This window comes from Winogradskyella aurantia (assembly GCF_002266855.1).
GTDB lineage: Bacteria > Bacteroidota > Bacteroidia > Flavobacteriales > Flavobacteriaceae > Winogradskyella > Winogradskyella aurantia.
Genome location: NZ_NGJN01000004.1, coordinates 103,345 through 126,517, shown reverse-complemented (window position 1 = coordinate 126,517; position 23,173 = coordinate 103,345). Strand labels below are relative to the sequence as shown.

Genomic DNA, 23,173 nt, shown 5'->3' with positions numbered 1-23,173 from the left:
AACGTCAAATATAATGCAAACAAGTACATTGGTTTACATAGGTATTGCTGGTATAGCAGCGCTTTTATTAGCGCTGTTTCAGTATATATATAAATCTAAATTAAGAGCAAATCTTCGCTATGCCTTATTTGGTTTGCGGGCTGTAACCATATTTGCTGTTTTATTACTACTGATTAATCCAAAGTTGCAATCCTTCACCTATTTTAATGAGAAACCAGATTTAGTATTAGCGGTAGACAATTCTGAATCTATAAGCTATTTAGGACAAGGAGAGAATGCCTTATCTGCCTTCAATGAGATTATTTCAAATAAGGACCTAAAAAATCGATTTCATTTACATTCCTATAGCTTTGGAAAAGATTTAAACAGCGGAGATAGTTTAAGGTTTAATGAGGGCCAATCCAATATTTCAAAGGCGTTTAAGCAGCTGGGAGAGATATATAGTAATAGCACAGCCCCGGTGATACTTGTTACCGATGGAAACCAAACCTATGGAGCCGATTACAGCTATTCTTCAAAAGATATGAGTCAACCGGTTTTTCCAGTAATTCTGGGTGATTCTACGCTTTATGCAGATTTAAGTATCAAACAACTAAACGTTAACCGGTATGTCTTTTTAAAAAATAGATTTCCAGTTGAAATTATTGTTAACTATAGCGGAAAGGACGATGTAAATACAGAACTAAAAATTTGGTCTGGTAATCAGATAGTCTTTAGTAAACCGATTCAGCTCAGTGAATCTAAAACTTCGGAGATTATCTCCGCAACGCTTTTGGCCAAAGCTGTTGGAGTTAGAACATATCGTGCTGAAATTACTCCAATTGACAATGAACAGAATAAAGTCAATAACACCAAGAATTTTGGTGTTGAGGTAATTGATCAAAAGACAAACATTGCCATTGTGGCGGAAAGGCTTCATCCAGATTTAGGAGCAATAAAAAAGGCTATTGAAAGTAACGAGCAGCGAAAGGTGAGTATATTAGACCCTCAAGAATATATTTCAAAGTATAATGATTTTCAATTGGTTATATTGTATCAACCTAACAGTAGCTTTAATACTATTCTAGAGACCGTTAAGAAGAAAAAACTGAATGCATTCACTATTACCGGGACAACGACCGACTGGAACTTACTAAATAAAGCCCAGAACTTTTTTAAGCAGGCTGTAACTAATCAGACCGAAGAATACCAGCCCATATTAAATAGTAATTACAGTAATTTTATTATAAATGATATAGATTTCAATGATTATCCGCCACTAAAATCAGAGTTCGGTGAATTTGGAATTAATATTCCACATGAAGTCATTCTATATAAGTCGGTTAATGGTATAAATACGAACCAAATTCTTTTAGCAACTTTTGAAGCTGAAGGCACAAAACAGGCCATACTAAATGGTGAAAATATTTGGCGATGGCGTGCACAGACGTTTTTGAATACAGAAAGCTTTAATAATTTCGACAACTTCGTAAATAAAATAGTTCAATATTTAAGTTCAAATAAAAAAAGAAATCGGCTAAATATTGATTATAAATCCTTTTACAACGGAAGCGATGATGTGATCATAACTGCACAGTATTTCAATAAAAACTACGAGTTTGATAGTAATGGAGCCCTATCCATTGCTCTCAGAAATAAAAATAATGGTGCAGCAAAAGAGGTGCCTCTGCTTTTAAGTGATGGTAATTACAGGGTAGATTTAAGCGGTATCGAACCTGGCACATACCAATTCACTATTAGCCACAATTTTGAATTGGTTTCGGCAACGGGTGAATTTCAAGTATTGGAATACAACGTTGAACAGCAATTTCTTAATGCAGACATTGACAAGCTAAACCTATTGGCAGACAATAGCTCAGGCCAGGTGTTTTACAGTAATGAAGTAGATCAATTGATTAATGCCCTATTGTCAGACAATCGTTTTGCAACTATACAAAAAAGCACTAAAAATATTGTACCTTTGATAGAATGGAAATATCTACTCATTATAATAGCTCTAAGCTTGTTTTTTGAGTGGTTTATTAGAAAGTATAACGGATTAATTTAAATAAAATAAAATGGATAGATTACCAAAGATTGGATTACCAATTTTAATAGGCGTTATTGCCTTGATTATTATAATTGCTAAATCTGCTGTCACTATAGATTCAGGTGAAGCAGGCGTATTGTTTAAAACCTTTGGAGAAGGTGTGGTTATAGACGAGCCACCGATGGGTGAGGGGTTCCATATCGTTGCGCCCTGGAATAAAGTATATATTTACGAAGTAAGACAGCAAGAAGTTTTTGAAAAAATGAATGTTTTATCATCAAACGGATTAGACATTAAGCTCGATGCGTCTATTTGGTTTCAACCTGATTTTAACAATTTAGGTAAATTACACCAGGAAAAAAGTGAACAATATATAACTAGGGTGTTGTTACCGGCCATTCGCTCAGCAGCCAGAAGTGTCGTAGGACGATATACCCCTGAGCAACTGTATTCTAGCAAAAGAGATGCCATACAACAAGAAATATTTGAGGAGACAAGAAAACTTGTAGAGAATCAATATATACAACTAAACGAAGTCCTGGTGCGCGACGTTACTTTGCCACCAACCATTAAGGATGCCATTGAGCGTAAATTAAAGCAAGAGCAAGAGTCCTTAGAATATGAGTTTAGATTGGTTACAGCATCTAAAGAAGCCGAAAAGGTGATTATTGAAGCGCAAGGTAAAGCAGACGCCAACAGGATTTTAAGTGCTTCATTAACGGATAAAATCCTACAGGACAAAGGAATTGAGGCTACTGTGAAATTATCTGAATCAAATAATAGTAAAATCATTGTCATAGGTTCAGGTGATAGTGGAATGCCAATTATTTTAGGAAATCAATAAAAGTTTGTTAAAGACTTGGAATTGTAACTAATTTTTTTGAAAATTTGTTTAAAACAATAAGAGCTTATGTTTATTCATTTCCATCATCATTTAACTTCCTTGAATCAAGCGAGATAATGATGTATTGAATAAACGCAACACATAGTTAAACCCGTTTGAGAATATCAAATGGGTTTTTTTATTTAACCCATAGATGTTTTCATTAATATCATAACCAATGCGTAAATTAAAAATTGCGGTACAAAAATCTGGACGTCTTCACGACGACTCTATGAAAATTTTAAAGGAAATAGGTATTTCTATAGATAATGGAAAGGATCAATTAAAGGCTTCGGCTCGAAATTTTCCGCTAGAAGTATTCTATTTGCGCAATGGCGATATACCACAGTATCTTAAGGATGGAGTGGTTGATGCTGCCATTATAGGAGAGAACGTCCTCATTGAAAAAGGTAATGATCTCAATATTGTTGAGCGCTTAGGATTTTCTAAATGCAAGGTTTCCATTGCGGTGCCAAAATCATCAAAAGCGAAAAACCTTAAGGACCTGGCAGGTAAGCGTATTGCCACCTCTTACCCCAACACGGTTAATCAGTTTTTGCAGCGCGAAGGTATCGAGGCCAATTTGCATATTATTAATGGGTCAGTAGAAATCGCTCCAAATATTGGCTTAGCGGATGGTATTTGCGATATTGTTTCAAGTGGCAGCACCTTATTTAAAAATGGACTCAAGGAAATACAAGTGCTTCTTAATTCTGAGGCGGTTTTAGCTACTTCGCCTTTACTGTCGTCAGAAAATCAAGAGCTAGTTGGAAAGCTTCAATTTCGTTTACGTTCTGTCCTAAAAGGAAGGCAAAACAAATATGTATTGTTAAATGCACCCAATGACAAACTCGATGCCATAATTAAAATATTGCCCGGAATGAATTCACCAACAATACTGCCGCTAGCAAAAGAGGGTTGGAGTTCTTTGCATTCGGTAATAAACAAAAATGATTTTTGGAATGTTATTGACGAACTAAAACTTAATGGCGCGGAGGGTATTTTAGTTTGCCCAATAGAAAATATGGTGCTTTAACAAAAAGCGCTTTCTGCTAAAATTTAATTACAACACTAAATGGAACTACATATAAATCCTAAGCGAGACGAGTGGAACCAACTTTTAAAGCGACCTACGCAATCAGTTGGAGACATTGAAGCGACAGTTAAAAGAATTTTTGATGATGTTAAAACAAATGGTGACAAAGCCATTTCTAGATATACATTGCAATTCGACAAAGTTGAAATAGAGAATTTAATCGCTGATGAAGAAGAAATAAACGAAGCTATCACTCAAGTTGATGAAGAACTAAAACAGGCTATAGTACTGGCAAAAAATAATATAGAAAAGTTTCATGAGGCGCAAATCACAAAAAAGGTATCTTTAAAAACCATGAAAGGAGTGAAGTGCTGGCAAGAAAAGCGTCCCATTCAAAAAGTTGGTTTGTATATTCCTGGTGGCACGGCACCCCTCTTTTCAACAGTTCTTATGCTAGCCGTGCCAGCCCAATTGGCCGGATGCAAGGAAATTGTCCTGTGTACACCACCAAACAAAGAAGGCAAAATACCCAACGAGATATTATATACCGCACAATTGTGTGGCGTCACTAAAATTATTAAAGCAGGGGGTATACAAGCCATTGCAGGACTTACCTTTGGAACTAAATCCATACCCCAGGTGTATAAGATTTTTGGCCCAGGAAATCAATTTGTTACCGTTGCAAAACAGCTAGCTACCCAATTTGGAGTGGCAATAGATATGCCGGCAGGACCAAGTGAGCTTCTCGTAATGGCCGATGAATCGGCAAATGCAGCTTATGTGGCGTCAGATTTGTTGAGCCAAGCGGAACACGGTGCTGATAGTCAGGTGATATTGGTGACAACCTCAAAGAGTTTTGCCCAGAAGGTGCATAATGAAGTAGAAAAGCAATTAAACGAGCTGCCGAGAAAAGAAATAGCTTCAAAGGCCATAGCTAATTCAAAAACCTTAATAGTTGAGAATTTTGAAATAGGGCTAGAACTCATTGATGAATATGGTCCAGAGCATTTTATTGTCGCGACTGACGATAATGATTTCTTTGTGAACAATATCAGCAATGCAGGGTCTGTTTTTATTGGGGATTACACCCCTGAAAGTGCTGGTGATTATGCTTCTGGCACAAATCACACCTTACCCACCAATGGATTTACTAAATCCTATTCGGGTGTGAATCTAGATAGCTTTCTCAAGAGCATAACCTTTCAGAAAATATCCCAAAAAGGGATTAAAAATATTGGGCGGGCTGTAGAATTAATGGCTGAGGCCGAGGGTCTTGTCGGACATAGAAACGCAGTATCAATACGTTTAAAGGATTTGGAAGCATGAACGTAGAAACTCTTTTACGAAAGAACATAAAAACTATTAGGGCCTACTCATCAGCACGTGATGAGTATAAGGATGCTTCGGCAGATATGGTATTTTTGGATGCCAATGAGAGCCCCTTTAAGTCTAATGTAAATAGATATCCTGACCCCCAACAAACAAGAGTTAAGGAACGATTAGCGGAGATTAAGGGTGTTTCAACATCCCAAATTCTCCTGGGGAATGGGAGCGATGAAGTTTTAGATTTACTTTTCAGGGCTTTTTGTGAACCCAACATCGATAATGTAATCACCTTACCGCCAACCTATGGAATGTACAGCGTTTTGGCAGAACTTAATTCCGTAGAATTAATTAAAATACCATTAAATGCAGATTTTGAGCCGAATGTTGATGATATATTGAAATCGCAAAATAAATCCTCAAAGCTGTTATTCATTTGTTCACCTAATAACCCTACAGCAAATAGTTTTGACGCCGATAAAATTGAAAAATTGATAAAGGCCTTTAATGGTATTGTGGTAATTGATGAGGCCTACATTGACTTTTCGCGAGGAGAAAGTTGGTTGAGCCGATTAGATGAATTCCCCAATCTTATCATCACTCAGACCCTTTCAAAGGCTTATGGATTGGCAGGTATTAGACTCGGTATTTGTTTTGCGTCAGAATTTATTATTTCTGTACTTAACAAGATAAAACCACCTTATAACATCAACCAACTAACTCAAGACAAAGCCTTGGAACGTCTTAGGAATTTAGATGAAGTTAGAAATGAGATAAAGTTATTGTTGTTAGAGCGAGAAAATTTGGAAGAGGCTCTTGCTGCAATTTCGTATATCAAAGAAATTTATAAATCGGATGCTAATTTTTTGCTGGTAAAGGTAGATGATGCTGATCAACGTTACAGGCAGTTAATTCAAAAGGGAATTGTTGTAAGGAATAGGACGAAAGAGCCACTTTGTGAAAACTGTTTAAGACTCACTATCGGTACCCCAAGTGAAAATAGAAATTTAGTAAATGCCCTAACTGAAATAGAATGAAACAAGTACTTTTTATAGATCGCGACGGCACATTAGCTATTGAGCCACCAGTAGATTATCAACTCGATTCCTTTGATAAATTGGAGTTTTTTCCTGGCGTATTCCAATACCTTGGAAGGATTGCTAAAGAGCTTAACTTCAAATTGGTGATGGTGACCAATCAAGATGGTTTGGGAACGGAATCGTTTCCAGAGGATACCTTTTGGCCTGTGCATAATTTTTTAATTCAGTCTCTTAAAAATGAAGGTATTGATTTTCACGAAGAAATTATTGACAAAACCTTTGAATCGGATAACGCTTCTACTAGAAAGCCCAGGACAGGGCTTTTAACCCACTACATGAACGGTGATTACGATATGGGTAATTCTTATGTTATAGGGGATAGGGCTAGTGATATGGAGTTAGCCAAAAATCTAGGAGCGAAAGGTATTTTAATAAATATTGAAACCCAAGAGGCACAAAACCCTGAAGCAATAAGTCAATTAAAAGGCATAATTGCACTAAAAACCTCTACTTGGGAAGATATTTACAAATTTTTAAAAAGTAAAGAACGCAAGGGAGCTATAGAGCGCCATACAAACGAGACTAACATTAAGATTGACTTAAACCTTGACGGCACAGGTCAAAGTCAAATTGATACTGGAATTGCTTTTTTTGACCACATGTTAGATCAGATTGCCCGTCATGGACAAATGGATTTAAAGATAAAGGTCAATGGTGATTTAGAGGTCGATGAACATCATACTATTGAAGATACCGCTATTGCCTTAGGAGAAGTCTTTGCTACGACACTTGGCGATAAGTTGGGTATTGAACGGTATGGGTTCTGCCTGCCGATGGATGATTGCCTAGCTCAGGTAGCTATTGATTTTGGCGGACGAAACTGGTTGGTCTGGGATGCAGAGTTTAAGCGCGAAATGATAGGTAAAATGCCAACAGAGATGTTTTACCATTTCTTTAAGTCTTTTACTGATGGTGCCAAGTGCAATTTAAACATTAAAGTAGAAGGCACTAATGAACATCATAAAATTGAAGCTATCTTTAAAGCCTTTGCAAAGGCTATTAAAATGGCTGTAAAGCGAGATGTTGAAAAAATGATATTACCGTCAACCAAAGGTATGCTCTAATGAAATTATCAATTGTAAATTATGGAGCTGGAAACATAAAAAGCATTCAATTTGCTTTTAATCGATTGGGATACAATGCCGTACTAACTGATGACCCCGAAGAGCTTATAAAATCAGATAAGGTTATTTTTCCTGGAGTGGGTGAGGCTAGTTCAGCCATGGAGAAGTTAAAAGACAGTGGTTTAGACGTCCTAATACCACAATTGAATCAGCCTGTTTTAGGAATTTGCCTCGGTATGCAATTGATGTGTAATTATACAGAGGAAGGAAACACCCAAGGTTTAGGTATATTTGATGTGAGTGTTAAGCGCTTTTCTAATACTGTAAAAGTACCGCAAATGGGGTGGAATACGGTTAATAATTTAAAATCCGATTTGTTCAAAGGTATTAATGAAAGGGCCTATATGTACTTAGTGCATAGTTTTTACGCTGAGATTTGTGCTGATACTATAGCCACATCGTATTATGAGAAAGAATATACCTCAGCCATAGAAAGGGATAATTTTTTCGGTGTCCAGTTTCATCCGGAGAAGAGCAGTAGGGCCGGAGAGCAGGTATTGCAAAACTTTTTAGACCTTTAATAGAAGTGAGATGTTATTGCAATAGCTTGCAAGGTTTTAAAGCTTTGTGATTATTAAATTAAATGAATTAGTAATTAAATGAGATTCCCAATGTCGGGGGAAATGATATGAGAATAATACCAGCCATAGATGTTATTGAAGGTAAATGTGTACGCCTCACAAAAGGAGACTACGGGACCAAGAAAGTATATAATGAAAACCCTTTAGAGGTTGCCAAGGCCTTTGAGGCTTCGGGAATAACTTACTTACACTTGGTAGATTTAGATGGTGCCAAGGCTCAGCATATTGTAAATTATAAGGTTTTGGAGCAAATTGCCTCCAAGACAAGTTTAAAAATTGACTTTGGCGGTGGCTTAAAATCCAACGAAGATTTGAACATTGCCTTCAATTGTGGTGCAAAACAAATTACTGGCGGAAGCATCGCTGTAAATGGAAGAGACATTTTTGAGGGTTGGATCGCGCAATACGGACCTCAAAAAATTATTTTGGGAGCAGACAGTAATAACGGAATGATAGCCATTAATGGCTGGCAAGATAATAGTAAGGAAGAGGTTATTTCATTTATAAAAAATTATCAAAAAAAGGGTATTCGCTACGTTATTTGTACGGATATTTCCAAAGATGGTATGCTCGAAGGGCCGTCCTTTGATTTGTACGAAACCATTATCGAGGCTTGTAGTAATGCCAATTCCACCCAATCCATAAAGTTGATAGCCTCTGGAGGTGTCTCCCAAGTCCAGGATTTAATAGATTTAAAGGATACAGGTTGTGAAGGGGTGATAATCGGAAAAGCACTTTACGAGGATAGAATTAGTTTAAAGGATCTAGAACGATTTATAGTTAAGAATTAGCCATGCTCACAAAACGCATTATTCCTTGCTTGGACATAAAAGATGGTCGTACTGTTAAAGGTGTAAACTTTGTGGATTTGAGAGATGCTGGTGACCCAGTCGTCTTGGCGAAGCAATATGCTGATTTAGGTGCAGATGAATTGGTTTTTTTAGATATCTCAGCAACCCAGGAAAAACGAAGAACCATGCACGATATGGTTCTAAAGGTTGCAGCGCAGGTTAATATTCCCTTCACTGTGGGTGGTGGCATTTCGTCTGTAGAAGATGTAGATGATTTATTGCACTGTGGTGCAGATAAGGTGTCCATAAACTCTTCAGCGGTTAAACGCCCGGTGCTTATTAACGAGTTATCCGATAAATTTGGGAGTCAGTGCATAGTAGTGGCCATTGATGCCAAAGAGATAGCAGGGGAATGGTATGTGCATTTGGCTGGAGGAACTATACCTACAGAGATAAAACTTTTTGAATGGGCCAAGGAAGTGGAATCCCGAGGTGCAGGCGAAATACTGTTTACGTCTATGAATCACGATGGAACCAAATCTGGCTTTGCGAATGAGGCATTGGCCAAACTATCCGAACTAGTGAATATTCCCATTATTGCTTCAGGAGGTGCCGGAACGGTGAAGCATTTTATTGATACCTTTAAAGAAGGCAAAGCTGATGCGGCCTTAGCAGCTAGTGTATTTCATTTTGGAGAAATTCCCATTAAAGACTTAAAAGAAGAATTACGAAAACACAATGTTGAAGTACGATTATGATTATAGATTTTGAAAAACATCCAGAGGGCTTAGTTCCTGCAATCATTCAAGATGCTCAAACCAAGAATGTTTTAATGCTTGGCTATATGAACCAGGACGCACTTGATAAAACTAAGAAGACAAATTTGGTTACATTTTACAGTCGCTCTAAGAATCGTTTATGGACTAAGGGTGAGGAAAGTGGTAATGTTTTAAATCTTGTGGATATTAAATTAGACTGTGACCATGATACGCTCTTGATTTCTGTAAACCCAAAGGGTCCAACATGCCATAAAGGTTCTGATACTTGCTGGAATCAATCAAATGAAGAATCTTATGGTTTCGTTACGAAATTAGAAGATACAATTACTTCACGTATTGAATCTGCCGATGCGCAAAAGTCGTATGTGGCTTCTTTATTTGCTAAAGGGATAAACAAAATCGCACAGAAAGTAGGCGAGGAGGCTGTAGAAGTGGTTATAGAGGCCAAAGATGATAATGATAAGTTATTCCTAGAAGAAAGTGCCGATTTATTATTCCATTATCTCATGCTATTACAGGCTAAGGGCTATAAAATGAATGATGTTGTTAGCGTGCTAAAACAAAGAGAAAAATAAACTGTCACTAAAGTTAATTAGTGACAGTTACTCTAATGAAAATTCAGAAAGTTTAATCGCGCATTAGAACCACGTTAGACTACTATTTTTGGTCTGCCTCAATAATTTCAAGAGTTTGTTCTATCCAATCCCGATTAAAATCTAGCTTTATATCAGGTACAACACCTGAGCCTTCATATTGAAAATACTGTTTATGAAAGTTCATATCCGTAGGGTATAGTGAAAAATAACCAGACGGTGTTTCATAAACATTTCCATAATTTGAGCCGTAGGTAATGGCGCCATAGGTACCTTGTCCCAGATGAACCGTGTTATCCAAGGATTTTAGTTTAACGGTAAATTGTTCCGCATTGCTCACCGTAAAACTGTTGGTTAATACATAAATCTTTGCTTTAGATTTTTTAAGTAGCTTAAAAAAGGGTTGAGATATCTTATTGGCGCCACCACCATTACTCCTTAGGTCAACAATAAGGTAATCGGCGGTTAACTTTGTTTTTAAATCACTAAGAAATTCCTTTGAAGCGGTTTTATTAGGTTCTCTTCTGTTAAAACTCCCAAAATAGATGTATTGGACATTGTCTTTAAGCGCCTTAAATTCCCAGTTAGAGGTCTTATCGGTTTTAAATTCGGCATTATAAGGGTTTTCAAGTTTTTTTAAGCTAACCAATCGCGCATTATCAAAGCTGATGTTATTGATCATTTGAAGGGTTTTGGTAGCTCGCTTGTTGCTAATGAGATTATACTTTCCAAATTTGTTCTTTTTCCCTCGTAGATAAACCTCGCCTTGCCTCCAGATGGAGTCTCCTTCTGTTAAAACAATGCCTTCAACCACGTTATTAGCCGTTTGCTTTAAGCCGATTTCAATAGAGCTTTCCCCTAATTTATAAATGCCTTCCACCGCATTTGCTTTGGTTGTCTCTAAATAAGTTTTTAAGGCATTGACTTCTGCCTTAGAATAGGGCTGAGCTTTTAGATACGACGAATTAGCAGAGCCATTAAAAAGCAGATTAAGATGAAAATCATCAATCATACCGATTTGCTCCTGCAAAAGCGAATAGCAATCTGCTACGGGTAAAGCCTGTTCACTTTTTTGGGAAAGACGATTGTAAGTTTCATTAAAGAGATTTAAAGCCTCACCTTTCATTTGTTCTTTGAACGATGGTGTGTCTTTAAGTTTTTTTACGACAAAATCTAAATCTGTTTTACAATCACATGTTGGAGATTGTGCAAAGATGGTTAAACTTGAAGTTAATAGTATCGTGACTAAGCATGCTAAATTTTTCATGATTCAATGGTTTTATGTGATTAAACTTTCTGACACAAATATATTTCACACTATGCCATTTAATCGAACAAAACCCGCCTTTTGGGGCGAAATATTATAGTTTTGTGGTGGAATTAATTACGGATATCACTTCGTTTTGATAGGTTTTGGATATTGGCACTATAATATCATAATTCAGTTGCATAAAGCGTTTTCCGCTATCGGTTTTCCATTGCATAAAATGAAATGGATTAACCAGATAGGAACGGTGTGTACGAATTAACTCGGGAAATTCCTCATCTATAGCCGACAATGTATTGCGGATTAGGGTCTTCTTTACTTGATTACCGGAAAGGTAAAATACCTCTATGTAGTTATCTGAAGATTGAATACTGATAAGATCATTTAATAGCAAACGCAAGCCTTCGTAATTACCTTCGCCTTTAATTTCAATTTTCTGACGGTCTAAGCGTTTTTCGTGATACTTTCCAAAGGCAAATCGACCAATACCAATTATAGGTACAATCGTTATAATTGCGGGCAAAAAAATCGTTTTGAGCATATACCACAAATCATAAGGATTACGATCATTTGCCATCACGACGTAGAGATAATAACTTCTTGCAAGGACAATTGAAATTACTGAAACACTAATTAGGAAAATGGCTTCACTCGCTAGTGTCCACTGCTTATTGTTTTTATGAAACAAAAATTGCTGTAAGGGAATAAATAACAAATAACAAAGACCGCCAACAATTCCGTAACCTGGGAGAAAAATAAGCTTTTCACGATCACCAAATGAACTCACATCCAATGGTTCTGTAAAATAGAGGAAAATAAAAATCCAAATCGCTAACATTAAGCTAATTAGAACATGATGCTTCAATAGAGGGTCGAATGGATAATTTCGCTTCAAAAGGGTATTTTTAGATGTATAAAAATAAAAAAAGCATCACGATTATTGATGCTTTTTACGGATCAATAAAATAGGATTACGAGATATAATGCCTGGACAAAGAAAATTTCCCAAACCAAGCTAAAAATATAGCAAAGACTATAATCAGGATTGTCATAATCATATCAGACATATAACCGTTGACAAGTAAATAGCCCATTTGCACCAGAACGCCTAAAAGAGACAGGTAAAATAACGTCGTTGCTAGCTTCTTTCTAAACACTAACAACAGGGCCGCTAAGGCACCAGCAAAAACGGCAATTGCAAATGCTGCTGTAACGTAAGCCGGCAAATTAGACGCAATTTCAATTTGTTCTTTGGTGTACATGGCCCTGTAACTTTCTGTGTTATAGGCTTGTTGTAGATAGGCATTGACGCCCATAGCATTCCAGATTAGCGCAATTACGGCGATAATCCAAAACCAAATTGGTGGTTTGTTTGTTGCAGTCATAATAAATGGATTTAGTTAGATTATAATTTCAAGTTATAAATTTTTTTGATTGCTTTATGGTTTTAAATTACATTAGACCAGAATATGGCATTTGAGAAACGTTATTATTACCTCATAAAACTACAGTATTTGGGCTATAGATTTCATGGTTGGCAAAAGCAACCTAATCTTAAGACCCTACATTTAATGGTAGATAGAACATTGAAATACGTTTTTGAAGACAAACGCTTTAAGACTTTAATTGCAGGTAGGACAGATGCTATGGTATCAGCCAATGAGACCGCTTTTGAACTTTTTACATACCATAAAATTGATAACGCACCTGAATTTTTAAAAGAGTTCAACTACAATCTGCCACAAGATATACGGGCTTTAACCATAAAGGAAGTTGATGAAAGCTTTAATATCATTCAGCATCCTAAAATTAAAGAGTACATTTATTTGTTTGCCTTTGGAGGAAAGTTTCATCCCTTTTGTGCACCAATACTAACGACTATTTTAGATGATTTGGATATAGATGTAATGATGGAAGGTGCAAAGCTTTTTGAGGGGAAACATAACTTCAAAAACTATTGTTATAAGGCAACTGATAAGGGGATTTACAATAGAGCTATAGACCACTGTTCTATTTCACAAAACACATTGTTTACGGCAAGTTTTTTTCCTGAGAACAGCTTTGTGCTCAGTGTAAGGGGTCTAGGTTTTGGGCGTCATCAAATACGGCTCATGATGGGTACGTTAATTAGGTTGGGTAAAGGAGAAATCGGTTTGAGCTATATAGAAGAGAGTCTTAAGGACGGTGTAGTGTCCCATCAAGCTTATATAGCTCCGGCATCAGGTCTGATTTTAAATAGGATTGTCTTCAAATGAAAAAGAGTGAAATTTCTTTCACTCTTTTTTATATCTCATTCTGCTACATGCAGTTTGGGCTCTTTATCAACAAATTTTCCGTTGACAGATTCCCCTAGTATAAATACCTCTTTAGAGCGTTCGTACATCTTTATAGCGCGATGCATTTGTAGTTTAGTAGCGCTATATAATTTCACGCCTGATTTCGCTCCCTTATTTCTGATCTCAATGTAATAACCATCCTTTAATTTGGTTGGTCGTGTTGCTGGTCTACCCATAAATATTGTTGAATGTTTAAAAAGTGGTGCATAATAGTGAAATTTCTTTCAAAATACAAGGATATTTTTAACAATTCTCAGTCTGTATAAAAAACCCTTAAACTTCATTAACAAAAAGCATTTGTTTTAACAAAAAATTATGTTAACATCTCTGGTTGGAAGTTAAACCCTGTTAAGTCATTGCATACAACCTGCTTTTACAGTTATATTATTTAGTGAATAATAAAAATTAAATAAAACAATTATGAGTTACTTGAATATGAATGATGAAAAATTATTACCAACCGTTGTAGAACTTAACACGCTCTTGGCCGATTATCATATTTACTATCAAAATCTAAGAAATTTTCATTGGAATATACTCGGAGAGAATTTTTTTGAATTGCATGAGAAATTTGAAGAATTATATACAGATGCGCGTCTAAAAATCGATGAAATTGCAGAGCGTATTTTGACCTTACGCTATCATCCTATGAGTAATTTAAAGGATTACTTGAAAGTATCTGCCATTAAGGAGGTGTCATCTAATAAAACCGATATCGAAATGGTAAAGATTATTTTAGATAATCATGCAATACTTTTAGAGCAAATGGCCAAAGTGATTAACAAAGCGGAAAAAATTAATGACGAAGGTACTATCGATTTAATTGGAGCCTACATTAGGGAATTGGAAAAAACGAGCTGGATGCTTGATGCCTTTACAAAGGACTCATCATCACAATTAAAGGAAAGTATAGTGTAATTTTTAAAATATAACCGAATACTTGTAGGTTTTTTTGACCTACCTAAATTATAAATAAATTATAAAAGCTATCTCACGGGATAGCTTTTATTTATTTTTATACAAAGAATAAAACATGCAGAGCATACCAAAGGAAGCCTTACAAATTTTAGAAGAATTAAGTCAAAATAACAATCGGGATTGGTTCAATGAACATAAACCTGAATTTAAAGCTGTTGAAGCAAAGGTAAAGGCAACCTACAATTATATAGGAGAATTGATGAACATGCATGATATAATAGATAAAGTCAAAGTTTTTAGAATATATCGCGATGTGAGATTCTCAAAAAACAAGCTTCCTTATAAAACCCATTTTGGCGGTTCGTTTCAAAGAAGAAAACCGGAGCTACGCGGTGGGTATTACCTTCACATACAACCCAACAATGAGTCCTTTATAGCTACTGGGTTTTGGGAACCGAATAAGGAGGATTTATTTAGAATTAGAAAAGAATTTGAAATGGACGATAATGAGATTAGGGACATTCTTGAAGACAAAGCTTTTAAGTCGGTTTGGGGAGGCTTCGTAGGGGATGAGCTTAAAACGGCACCCAAAGGGTTTGATCGCGAGCATAAGGCCATTGATTTAATAAGAAGAAAACAATTTATTTTTGTCAAGCCTTTCACGGACAAAGAGATTCTTGAAAAGGACTTTGTTCCAAAAGTAAATGCTTGCTTTGAATTGGCAAGACCCTACTTAGATTATATGAGTGATGTACTCACCACCAATCTTAACGGTGAATCCCTGCTTTAAACAGCCTTGAGCAAGTCTGGTTTTTCAAACAATTGCACACTGTTTACGAGTCGCTCTCTTACAATATTCATCATGCGTTTATTCAATGCCGAGGAATTCTGAATGTATAGGTCGTATTCCTCAACCGTAAATTGGCCAATAATCATGCCTTTTAAAGAATTTCTAAACTTCATGTCCTTATGTATGGCATGCTCTATATAGGCCAAACGTTTGGGCAAGGTTAATTCATAAAACACGTTTTTACGTTTAGCGATGTAATTTTTAAAGACCGCTATGAATAGGTCGTGTTGCAATTTGATAATTGGACGCAGGGTTTCATTTTGAAAACGCTCTTCGGCACTCATTGTATCATAAAGCTTGGCAGAGCTAATAGTGGGTCTTATGTCAAGTAGGTCTTTAGATCTAGTAGTCATGGTGTTGCGTTATAGGTTATTATTACGTTTAAATGTAAGTATTAAGAAAGAAGGCTGAAATACATCTTTATATTATTGTAAACAGTCTTATCAACAACGCTTCGAATTTTTTAATAAATGAGTCTTGTGTAAATCACAAATTGCCTAACTTGTTGTGTGTTGAATTGAAGCATTTGTTGTTTAATGACATCACATTGTACAACGAACTAGATTAAATAGCTTATTGGGTTAATTGTTCTTTTTTTAACCCACATGGATATGCATTACAGGGGTTTTGGTAGCGAGGAGATATGAGACGCACCAGCTTAAATAACTCGATCGGTCTCAAGACTACAGCATTTAAGAAGAGTATCGCTTATATAAGGGAAAGTAGCCTTAACTGCACTTTAAAAATATCAATTATGCGATTTAATACACGAAAATGGGTAAAACCAGAAGACCTAAATCCTAACGGTACGCTTTTTGGAGGTCGCCTTTTGGCCTGGATTGACGAAGAAGCCGCGTTATACACTCTTATTCAATTGGAGAATCCGAAAATAGTCACCAAATATATGTCTGAAATCAATTTTATGGCTTCTGCAAGGGCTGGTGATATTGTTGAAATTGGCATTGAGGTTATAAAGTTTGGGAGGACTTCCATAACCTTAAGGTGTGAGGCCAGAAACAAAATGACCCATGAGACCATATTAACCGTTGATCAGATGACCATGGTCAATCTTGGGGCTGATGGAAGGCCAGAAGCCCATGGAAAAACAAAGGTGGAGTTTGTTAATGAAAGGCTCAATGAAAAATAATCAGCTTGGGTGGGCTAAACCAAGTTCATAAATTTCAAGATTAAAATAGCCTACCGAAGCGAGAATATGATCGAAAATATCGCCCATAATGTACTCATAATTTTGCCATCTAATATCTGAGCTAAAGGCATAAACCTCCATAGGAATGCCCTGCGGTGTAGGTTCTAGCTGCCTAACCATCAAGGTCATATCCTTGTTAATAGCGGAATGGTTTTCTATATAAGTTTGCAGATACTTCCTAAACACACCGAAATTGGTTAGGTTTCTACCGTTAATTAGAACGGATTTATCTACGGCATTCTTGGAGTTGTATTCTGAGATTTCTTTGGACCGTGTATTAATGTAATTTTTGATGAGCTCAATTTTTTTAAATTCTTCTATTTCGTTATCTTCTAAAAAATGAATTGAAGAGGTTCTAATGATCACCGACCTTTTGATTCTGCGACCACCAGAAGACATCATGCCACGCCAATTCTTAAATGAATCTGATATTAGGGCATAGGTAGGAATCGTGGTAATGGTTTTATCCCAATTCTGTACTTTTACAGTGGCCAACGATATTTCAATTACATCACCATCTGCACCATATTTCTCAAAGGTAATCCAGTCGCCAATGCGTACCATATCATTTATGGCTACTTGAATACTAGCTACAAATCCTAAAATAGTGTCTCTAAAGATGAGAAGGATAATGGCTGATGCTGCTCCTAGGGTAGTAGCAAACTTTATAAAGGAAATACCAAAAATAATCGCAAAAATCCCAAAGATGCCCAAGAGCCAGGCAAATATCATAAATACTTGTGTGTAACTATGCAGCGGTTTGTCCTTATACCTTGGTTTAGTTTGTAGGTAATCCTTCACCGAATTAAAGAAGTTTCTGATTATCCGTAGGGTCAGCAGAATGGCTAAAACCTTGAGTACTTTTTCAATAATATCTTCCGCATATGGAAAATCTACAAACACCTGTGGTACGAACTCAATAAGTATTAAAAGTGGAATGATGTGCGCTACATTTCTAGGAAGTTTGTTGTCAATTAAAATATCGTCAAAGTTGGTTTTTGTTTTTTTGGCAATACCCGAAGAAAATCGCCATAGCAACCGTTTTGTAACATAATCGACAATAAAGGCAAAGAGCAATAGGGCCAACAATAAAAACACCATATTGAGGTAGGCCGCAATTTCATCAGAAATACCACGGCTTGTAAGAAATTCGTAAAAAAAATGCCTAATGTTATTATCCATTTGAATTGGTTAAATAGTGCTTATCAACGTAAAAGGTACCAAAAGGAATAATAGATGCCAATAAAACCAAAGCGAAATCTTTTGAAGACCATTCCATATCGTCTTTTATCCAAAAGGCAATGACAATATAGATTATAAACAGCAGGCCATGTGGCATGCCCAATAATTTCACATACTGTGGGTCTTCCCAAACATATTTTATGGGAACAGCCAAAAACAAAAGTAAGATATAAGAAATCCCTTCCAAAAAGGCCGTAATCCTAAATATTGATAACAGTTTTAGCATATTGAAATTTTTGCAAAAATACTTTAGATTTTACATTTAACACCAGTTTTAACAGGATTTAAGAAATAGAATATTACTACAATTCTATTGGTTATCTTTACAGAGAATTATAATTGTTAAAGTAAATGCACCGTTCTTTTGTAACTAGGCATTTGTTTCATTGACAAAATATAATGACAGTAATTATATTGCAGTAATTAATATTATCTTAGAATAAAAATAGTATCATGAGGTATATATGTATTGTTTTCTTAGTCGCAGGTCTGATGTCTTCATTTACAGCGATTTCACAAGAAAGCCAGAGATCACAAAAGGATGTATTTCAAAGCAGTTACAATGCTTCAAAAAAGAAGATACAATCTCAAAAGTATCAATTTATTGGAGGATATGTGTACAATAATAAAAACAGAGAGAAAATAGATGACAATTCCAATACATTTATAATTAACACATCAAATGTAAAAGGGAGCTTAACTTCATTGTCAACAGAAAAAAAGACTTTTATCCTTGATGGCATGATTAGGAATTATGAAGCTGTTTTTAATGATGACAAACAAACTATTAGGGTGGAATTTAAGGTAGAAACAGAATCCGAGATGTATGATGTATTTATAGATGTTAAATCTAATGGCAATGCATTTTTAACCGTAAAAAAGAGCCCTATGGATATTATATCTTGGACGGGTAAGATTAAAGCACTTTAACTTAAATTAAACCGTTGAATATGGAGCGGCACGAGTATAAGATTCATATCGTTGGTGGGGGAGTGAGCGGGCTTGTTGCGGCCATTAATCTAAAGAACGCTGGGTATAAACCTGTTATTCTCGAGGCCTCTGACAACGTAGGAGGACGCGTAAAGACTGATATTGTTAACGGATACCAGCTAGACCGTGGCTTTCAGGTCTTATTGGAAGCCTATCCTAAAGCAAAAGATTATCTCGACTACAAATCACTCAATTTACAACCCCTACTTCCCGGTGCTATTATATTCAATAGTGGAAAATCACAAACCATAGGGGACCCCTTAAGAGATATAAGCTTTTTTTGGTCAACGTTGTTTGCTTCTGTAGGGTCGTTGTCCGACAAGTGGAAGATTTTCAAACTCAACAGAGCCTTAAAAGGAAAAACCTTAGAAACAATTTTTGAGTCCGAATCAAAAAGCACCTTGGCTTATCTAAAAGAAAAAGGGTTTTCAGATAAGATTATAGAGCAGTTTTTTAGACCATTTTTCTCAGGGATTTTTTTAGAACCTAACTTAAGGACTTCTAGCCACATGTTTGAATTTGTGTATAAAATGTTTGGAGAGGGCTTAGCCGTACTTCCTAAATCTGGAATTGGTGCTATTTCAGAGCAGTTACAATCGCAGCTAAAACACACTGAAATTAAATTTAACACCAAGGTTAAGGCTGTTGAGGACAAACATATTTTAACAGAAAATGATGAAAAAATCCCAACGCACTTTACCATTATAGCCACAGAAGCTGCACAACTGGTTTCTAATTTGAAGAATCAACACCAAAAGTGGAAATCTTGTGACAATCTTTACTTTGAAGTAGAGCAACGCACCATATCTAAGCCCCTTATTGGCTTGGTTGCTGACAAGAATGCTTTGGTTAATAATATCTTTTATCACAATAGTGTTGAAACCACTCAATCCGGACCTAAGGAATTACTATCGGTTACCATAGTCAAGGACCATCAATTATCCAATAAGGACTTAATTGAGAAGGTTGTTTCGGAATTACAACAGTTCTGTGGTGTAGAACAACCAAAGTTCTTGAAAATGTACCACATTAACCAAGCCTTACCAGACTTGGAAGATTTGCACTATGACATCTCACCAACCGAAACACAATTGAAACCCACGATTTATTTAGCTGGAGACCATTTGTTAAACGGTTCCCTAAATGCAGCCATGACTTCGGGAGAGCGTGCCGCACAGGGTGTAATTATGAGCTTGGAAGATGGGTTGGTCGTCGAGAACCTTACGTCTGAATATATCTAGACCTGTAAATCGTCTATTTGCCATTTCATAAAATCCACCTGTACCCATATAAAATTTATTAAATTTATAATCACTTATATTTAAGTGTATTAAGAGGGGTTAATAAAAGTAAAACTTTATTTATTTTTAGGTGTGTTCGATAGTACTTTCTTGTTAATCCATCTAGGAGGCGAAACACTTTTAATATAGAGATTTCAATGCCTATTACGGCTCTATAATTAACTTTTGACCAATTTTAAGAGTAGAACTGCTTCTAATGGCGTTTACTTTGCAAAGTGATGTAATACTCACATTATTGCGCCTTGAGATACCGTACAATGTGTCACCACGTTCCACCACATATATGTTTTGCTTTGGAACCGCATTGGCGATGGCTTCGTCCTCAGTGGTGTACAAGGCGAGCTCGCTCTCCTGTCTTGCATTGTGGTAACTAGCCCGGGCCCATTCGCGTGTTACCCAAACTTCTTGTGCCCGGATGGTATTTGCTTCTGTAAAATCAAAGAGATATTCCGGATGGATATATTGTCCTTTATACTTTACTTCCAAATGTAAATGGCTACCGGTTGAACGGCCGGTGTTACCACCTTTACCGATATATTGTCCTTTGCTTACCGTATCATTGGCTTTTACGCCAATTTTAGAAAGATGGGCATAAGTTGTTTCTAGACCATTGTAGTGACGAACAATTACCGTTCTACCGTGGCCTCCGCTATATCTAGCAAAGCGCACAATACCATCTAACATGGCCACAACAGAATCACCGGTTATTAAATCGATATCAATGCCTCGGTGAGGCCTTCCTTTGCGCCAGCCGTATCGGGATGTAATGACCTTACTTCGTTTTATGGGTGGCGCGTAAGTGCTATCCGTAAATTTTATTGCTAAAGGAAATGTTGTAATGGTGTTTTTATAAGGATCGTAGACAGTAGTATCCCAAAAATCCGCTGTTAGAGTATTACCATAGACGGTCGAACTATCTTTTGGGGAACTAATAGGGATTTCCACTTCTTGAAAATTGAGGCCCTGTTTTAATAGGGATACGGGAAGTTTTATGATTAAACCCTGGGTCTCTTCACTCTGGGCTGTTGAGGATTGAAATGCAAAGACAAATGCTAAAGAGATAATGAGGGATTTCATTCTAAGTGCTTACGAATTTTTTTTCAATCAACGCGAAAATAAAGGATATATTATTCTTCACAAATCACTTTAACAACTCTAGTGTATGAAAGAGATCAGTTGTGCACATAATCTCTATATCTGTAACTTACATCAAGCCTTGCTAAGGTTATGTTAAAAGCACAGCTATACCGTTAAGGTCTCTTAAATTATTTTATATGAATCCGTTAAAAAGTTACCTTAATTAAAACCAAAAATTATGAAACCCTTACTAATATTACTATCTGTTTTTTTAACAATTTCCATAAACGCACAAGATCCAATTCTTCAAAAATCTGAAGAATCGCTTGAAGTGATTTCAGAAAATATTGCGAAGACCTATGATAATCAAATAGGTTTGGATGGGAAGCAATTCATACTTTTTCAAAAAAAAATTGAAGAATACCTCATCCGGGAAGAGAAAATTCACCTATCCTATTCCGGTAAGAAAAAGTTGGATATGATCACAAAATTAAGAGCTGCGGAAACCATGGAAATGAGAAACATTTTAACCAAGCCTCAATTTGAACTTTACACAAAGTTAAAACCGGAGATACAGCCCATCGCTGTTGTATCAACCAATGAAGAATAATTGGATGCTTATTTTTAAGTACATAATAATTAACTAAAAACAAATTTTACATGAACTTATTTAAACCCTTTAAATTAAACGATTTAGAGTTAAAAAACCATATTATTATGGCCCCCATGACGCGCTCTAGGGCTATTGATAACATCCCTAATGACTTAATGGCTAAATATTACGGCCAAAGGGCCTCGGCTGGCCTAATCATATCAGAAGGAACCTCGCCTTCGTTAAACGGATTAGGTTATCCTAGAATTCCTGGAGCTTACAGTCCCGAGCAAATTGAAGGCTGGAAAAAAGTAGCTAAAGAAGTTCACCATAATGGAGGACATATTTTTGTGCAGCTCATGCATTGCGGACGTATTGCTGCCGCAGAAAATGTACCGGAAGGAGGAGAGGTTGTTGCGCCATCAGCCGTAAAGGCCGCTGGTGAAATGTATACAGATCAAAAAGGGAATGTACCGCACGTTACACCCAAAGCGATGACCTTAAACGATATTGAGCATGCGCAGCAAGAATACGTCAACAGTGCCAAATCACTTGTAGAAAAAGCAAAAGTGGATGGCGTTGAACTGCACTCAGCCAATGGCTATTTAATGGATCAATTTCTAAATCCAAAATCTAATCTTCGCACGGACGACTATGGCGGGTCGTTTAAAAACAGAGCCCGTTTTGTCATTGAAACCACTAAAAAGGTGGCTTCTGCTATAGGTCCTGAGAAGGTTGGAATAAGAGTATCGCCATATGGTGCTATGAATGACGTGAGTTACGATTATGACGATTTGGTAGAGTTATATGCCTACTTAGCCACAGAACTTAGAAAAATAGGTATTGCTTATATCCACATCGCCGACCATAGTGGTACAATGGGTGCTCCAGATTTCAAAACAGACATTAAAAAAACGATAAAACTTAATTTTGCAGGACCCATTATTACAGGAGGTGATGTCAACTCAAAGGAAGATGCGGAAAAGATATTGGAAAAAGGGTTTGACCTAGTTTACGTAGGAAGACCATTTATTAGCAATCCAGATTTACCCGAGAAATTTAAAAAAGGTGAAGATTTGAAAGACCCTAACCCCAATTTATTCTATACACCGGGAGCGGAGGGCTACACCGATTATTAAAATTTTAAATTAAAA

26 protein-coding genes are annotated in these 23,173 nt (G+C 36.4%); 18 read left to right on the top strand and 8 right to left on the bottom strand.

Going from position 1 to position 23,173, the window contains the following annotated elements; translation table 11 throughout:
* The first annotated feature begins 13 nt into the window (after positions 1–13).
* The 10 genes from CA834_RS08550 to hisIE all read left to right on the top strand — a co-directional run bounded on the left by CA834_RS08550 (position 14) and on the right by hisIE (position 10,221).
* On the top strand, positions 14–2,047 hold the full coding sequence (locus tag CA834_RS08550) for a hypothetical protein (protein WP_094968280.1): 2,034 nt from the start codon (positions 14–16) through the stop codon (positions 2,045–2,047).
* A gap of 10 nt (positions 2,048–2,057) precedes the next feature.
* The gene (locus CA834_RS08545) at positions 2,058–2,873 is read left to right on the top strand and encodes a prohibitin family protein (protein WP_094968279.1); all 816 of its coding nucleotides are present in this window, start codon (positions 2,058–2,060) and stop codon (positions 2,871–2,873) included.
* 217 nt (positions 2,874–3,090) lie between these two features.
* The gene (gene hisG / locus CA834_RS08540; protein WP_094968278.1) at positions 3,091–3,948 is read left to right on the top strand and encodes an ATP phosphoribosyltransferase; all 858 of its coding nucleotides are present in this window, start codon (positions 3,091–3,093) and stop codon (positions 3,946–3,948) included.
* A gap of 39 nt (positions 3,949–3,987) precedes the next feature.
* Positions 3,988–5,274 (top strand): histidinol dehydrogenase, encoded by a 1,287-nt coding sequence (gene hisD, locus CA834_RS08535; protein WP_094968277.1) that lies wholly within the window; start codon positions 3,988–3,990, stop codon positions 5,272–5,274.
* Complete coding sequence (hisC, locus tag CA834_RS08530; protein WP_094968276.1) at positions 5,271–6,308, top strand: histidinol-phosphate transaminase; 1,038 nt, start codon at positions 5,271–5,273, stop codon at positions 6,306–6,308. Before hisD ends, hisC begins: the two co-directional genes overlap by 4 nt.
* Positions 6,305–7,435, top strand: coding sequence for a bifunctional histidinol-phosphatase/imidazoleglycerol-phosphate dehydratase HisB (hisB, locus tag CA834_RS08525; protein WP_094968275.1), 1,131 nt, complete (start codon positions 6,305–6,307; stop codon positions 7,433–7,435). Before hisC ends, hisB begins: the two co-directional genes overlap by 4 nt.
* Entirely contained in the window at positions 7,435–8,016 is a 582-nt protein-coding gene (hisH, locus tag CA834_RS08520; protein ID WP_094968274.1) for an imidazole glycerol phosphate synthase subunit HisH, read from the top strand. Before hisB ends, hisH begins: the two co-directional genes overlap by 1 nt.
* Positions 8,017–8,123: 107 nt before the next feature.
* On the top strand, positions 8,124–8,867 hold the full coding sequence (gene hisA / locus CA834_RS08515) for a 1-(5-phosphoribosyl)-5-[(5-phosphoribosylamino)methylideneamino]imidazole-4-carboxamide isomerase (protein ID WP_094968273.1): 744 nt from the start codon (positions 8,124–8,126) through the stop codon (positions 8,865–8,867).
* A 2-nt stretch (positions 8,868–8,869) separates the two neighbouring features.
* Entirely contained in the window at positions 8,870–9,625 is a 756-nt protein-coding gene (gene hisF / locus CA834_RS08510) for an imidazole glycerol phosphate synthase subunit HisF (protein WP_094968272.1), read from the top strand.
* Positions 9,622–10,221 (top strand): bifunctional phosphoribosyl-AMP cyclohydrolase/phosphoribosyl-ATP diphosphatase HisIE, encoded by a 600-nt coding sequence (gene hisIE / locus CA834_RS08505; RefSeq protein WP_094968271.1) that lies wholly within the window; start codon positions 9,622–9,624, stop codon positions 10,219–10,221. Before hisF ends, hisIE begins: the two co-directional genes overlap by 4 nt.
* Positions 10,222–10,303: 82 nt before the next feature.
* Here hisIE and CA834_RS08500 read toward each other — a convergent pair whose 3' ends face one another.
* From CA834_RS08500 to CA834_RS08490, 3 genes are all read right to left on the bottom strand, one after another.
* Positions 10,304–11,506, bottom strand: coding sequence for a S41 family peptidase (locus tag CA834_RS08500; RefSeq protein WP_094968270.1), 1,203 nt, complete (start codon positions 11,504–11,506; stop codon positions 10,304–10,306).
* A 94-nt stretch (positions 11,507–11,600) separates the two neighbouring features.
* Positions 11,601–12,401 carry a LytTR family DNA-binding domain-containing protein gene (locus tag CA834_RS08495; protein ID WP_240507540.1) on the bottom strand — a complete coding sequence of 267 codons (801 nt, stop codon included), beginning with the start codon at positions 12,399–12,401 and terminating at the stop codon, positions 11,601–11,603.
* Positions 12,402–12,477: 76 nt separating this feature from the next.
* Positions 12,478–12,891: a hypothetical protein gene (locus CA834_RS08490; protein WP_094968268.1), complete on the bottom strand. Its 414-nt coding sequence runs from the start codon at positions 12,889–12,891 to the stop codon at positions 12,478–12,480.
* Positions 12,892–12,975: 84 nt separating this feature from the next.
* Between CA834_RS08490 and CA834_RS08485 the strand changes: the two genes are divergently transcribed.
* Positions 12,976–13,761 (top strand): tRNA pseudouridine synthase A, encoded by a 786-nt coding sequence (locus CA834_RS08485; RefSeq protein WP_094968267.1) that lies wholly within the window; start codon positions 12,976–12,978, stop codon positions 13,759–13,761.
* Between the two features lie 35 nt (positions 13,762–13,796).
* On the opposite strand, the gene CA834_RS08480 is transcribed toward CA834_RS08485, so the two are convergent.
* Positions 13,797–14,018, bottom strand: coding sequence for a hypothetical protein (locus tag CA834_RS08480; RefSeq protein WP_094968266.1), 222 nt, complete (start codon positions 14,016–14,018; stop codon positions 13,797–13,799).
* A 244-nt stretch (positions 14,019–14,262) separates the two neighbouring features.
* Here CA834_RS08480 and CA834_RS08475 point away from each other — a divergent pair, with 244 nt between their 5' ends.
* Together CA834_RS08475 and CA834_RS08470 are read left to right on the top strand one after the other, a co-directional pair.
* Complete coding sequence (locus CA834_RS08475) at positions 14,263–14,760, top strand: Dps family protein (RefSeq protein WP_094968265.1); 498 nt, start codon at positions 14,263–14,265, stop codon at positions 14,758–14,760.
* A gap of 115 nt (positions 14,761–14,875) precedes the next feature.
* Positions 14,876–15,550 (top strand): DUF2461 domain-containing protein, encoded by a 675-nt coding sequence (locus CA834_RS08470; RefSeq protein WP_094968264.1) that lies wholly within the window; start codon positions 14,876–14,878, stop codon positions 15,548–15,550.
* Here CA834_RS08470 and CA834_RS08465 read toward each other — a convergent pair.
* Entirely contained in the window at positions 15,547–15,963 is a 417-nt protein-coding gene (locus tag CA834_RS08465) for a glyoxalase (RefSeq protein WP_094968263.1), read from the bottom strand. The two genes, CA834_RS08470 and CA834_RS08465, sit on opposite strands and share 4 nt — an antisense overlap.
* A 401-nt stretch (positions 15,964–16,364) precedes the next feature.
* Between CA834_RS08465 and CA834_RS08460 the strand changes: the two genes are divergently transcribed.
* Entirely contained in the window at positions 16,365–16,757 is a 393-nt protein-coding gene (locus CA834_RS08460) for an acyl-CoA thioesterase (protein ID WP_094968262.1), read from the top strand.
* Here CA834_RS08460 and CA834_RS08455 read toward each other — a convergent pair whose 3' ends face one another.
* Both CA834_RS08455 and CA834_RS08450 read right to left on the bottom strand, forming a co-directional pair.
* Positions 16,758–17,999 carry a mechanosensitive ion channel family protein gene (locus CA834_RS08455; protein WP_094968261.1) on the bottom strand — a complete coding sequence of 414 codons (1,242 nt, stop codon included), beginning with the start codon at positions 17,997–17,999 and terminating at the stop codon, positions 16,758–16,760.
* Complete coding sequence (locus tag CA834_RS08450; RefSeq protein WP_394346595.1) at positions 17,992–18,285, bottom strand: DUF3817 domain-containing protein; 294 nt, start codon at positions 18,283–18,285, stop codon at positions 17,992–17,994. Before CA834_RS08450 ends, CA834_RS08455 begins: the two co-directional genes overlap by 8 nt.
* A 227-nt stretch (positions 18,286–18,512) precedes the next feature.
* Here CA834_RS08450 and CA834_RS08445 point away from each other — a divergent pair, with 227 nt between their 5' ends.
* Together CA834_RS08445 and CA834_RS08440 are read left to right on the top strand one after the other, a co-directional pair.
* The gene (locus CA834_RS08445; RefSeq protein ID WP_094968260.1) at positions 18,513–18,989 is read left to right on the top strand and encodes a DUF4251 domain-containing protein; all 477 of its coding nucleotides are present in this window, start codon (positions 18,513–18,515) and stop codon (positions 18,987–18,989) included.
* 20 nt (positions 18,990–19,009) lie between these two features.
* A complete protein-coding gene (locus tag CA834_RS08440; RefSeq protein WP_094968259.1) occupies positions 19,010–20,290 on the top strand; it encodes an NAD(P)/FAD-dependent oxidoreductase in 1,281 nt (426 codons plus the stop codon).
* A 204-nt stretch (positions 20,291–20,494) separates the two neighbouring features.
* Here the strand turns inward: CA834_RS08440 and CA834_RS08435 are convergent, their stop codons facing one another.
* On the bottom strand, positions 20,495–21,427 hold the full coding sequence (locus CA834_RS08435; RefSeq protein ID WP_094968258.1) for a peptidoglycan DD-metalloendopeptidase family protein: 933 nt from the start codon (positions 21,425–21,427) through the stop codon (positions 20,495–20,497).
* 238 nt (positions 21,428–21,665) lie between these two features.
* Here CA834_RS08435 and CA834_RS08430 point away from each other — a divergent pair, with 238 nt between their 5' ends.
* Together CA834_RS08430 and CA834_RS08425 are read left to right on the top strand one after the other, a co-directional pair.
* The gene (locus CA834_RS08430; RefSeq protein WP_094968257.1) at positions 21,666–22,037 is read left to right on the top strand and encodes a hypothetical protein; all 372 of its coding nucleotides are present in this window, start codon (positions 21,666–21,668) and stop codon (positions 22,035–22,037) included.
* 50 nt (positions 22,038–22,087) lie between these two features.
* Positions 22,088–23,158: an alkene reductase gene (locus CA834_RS08425; protein ID WP_094968256.1), complete on the top strand. Its 1,071-nt coding sequence runs from the start codon at positions 22,088–22,090 to the stop codon at positions 23,156–23,158.
* Positions 23,159–23,173: the final 15 nt, after the last annotated feature.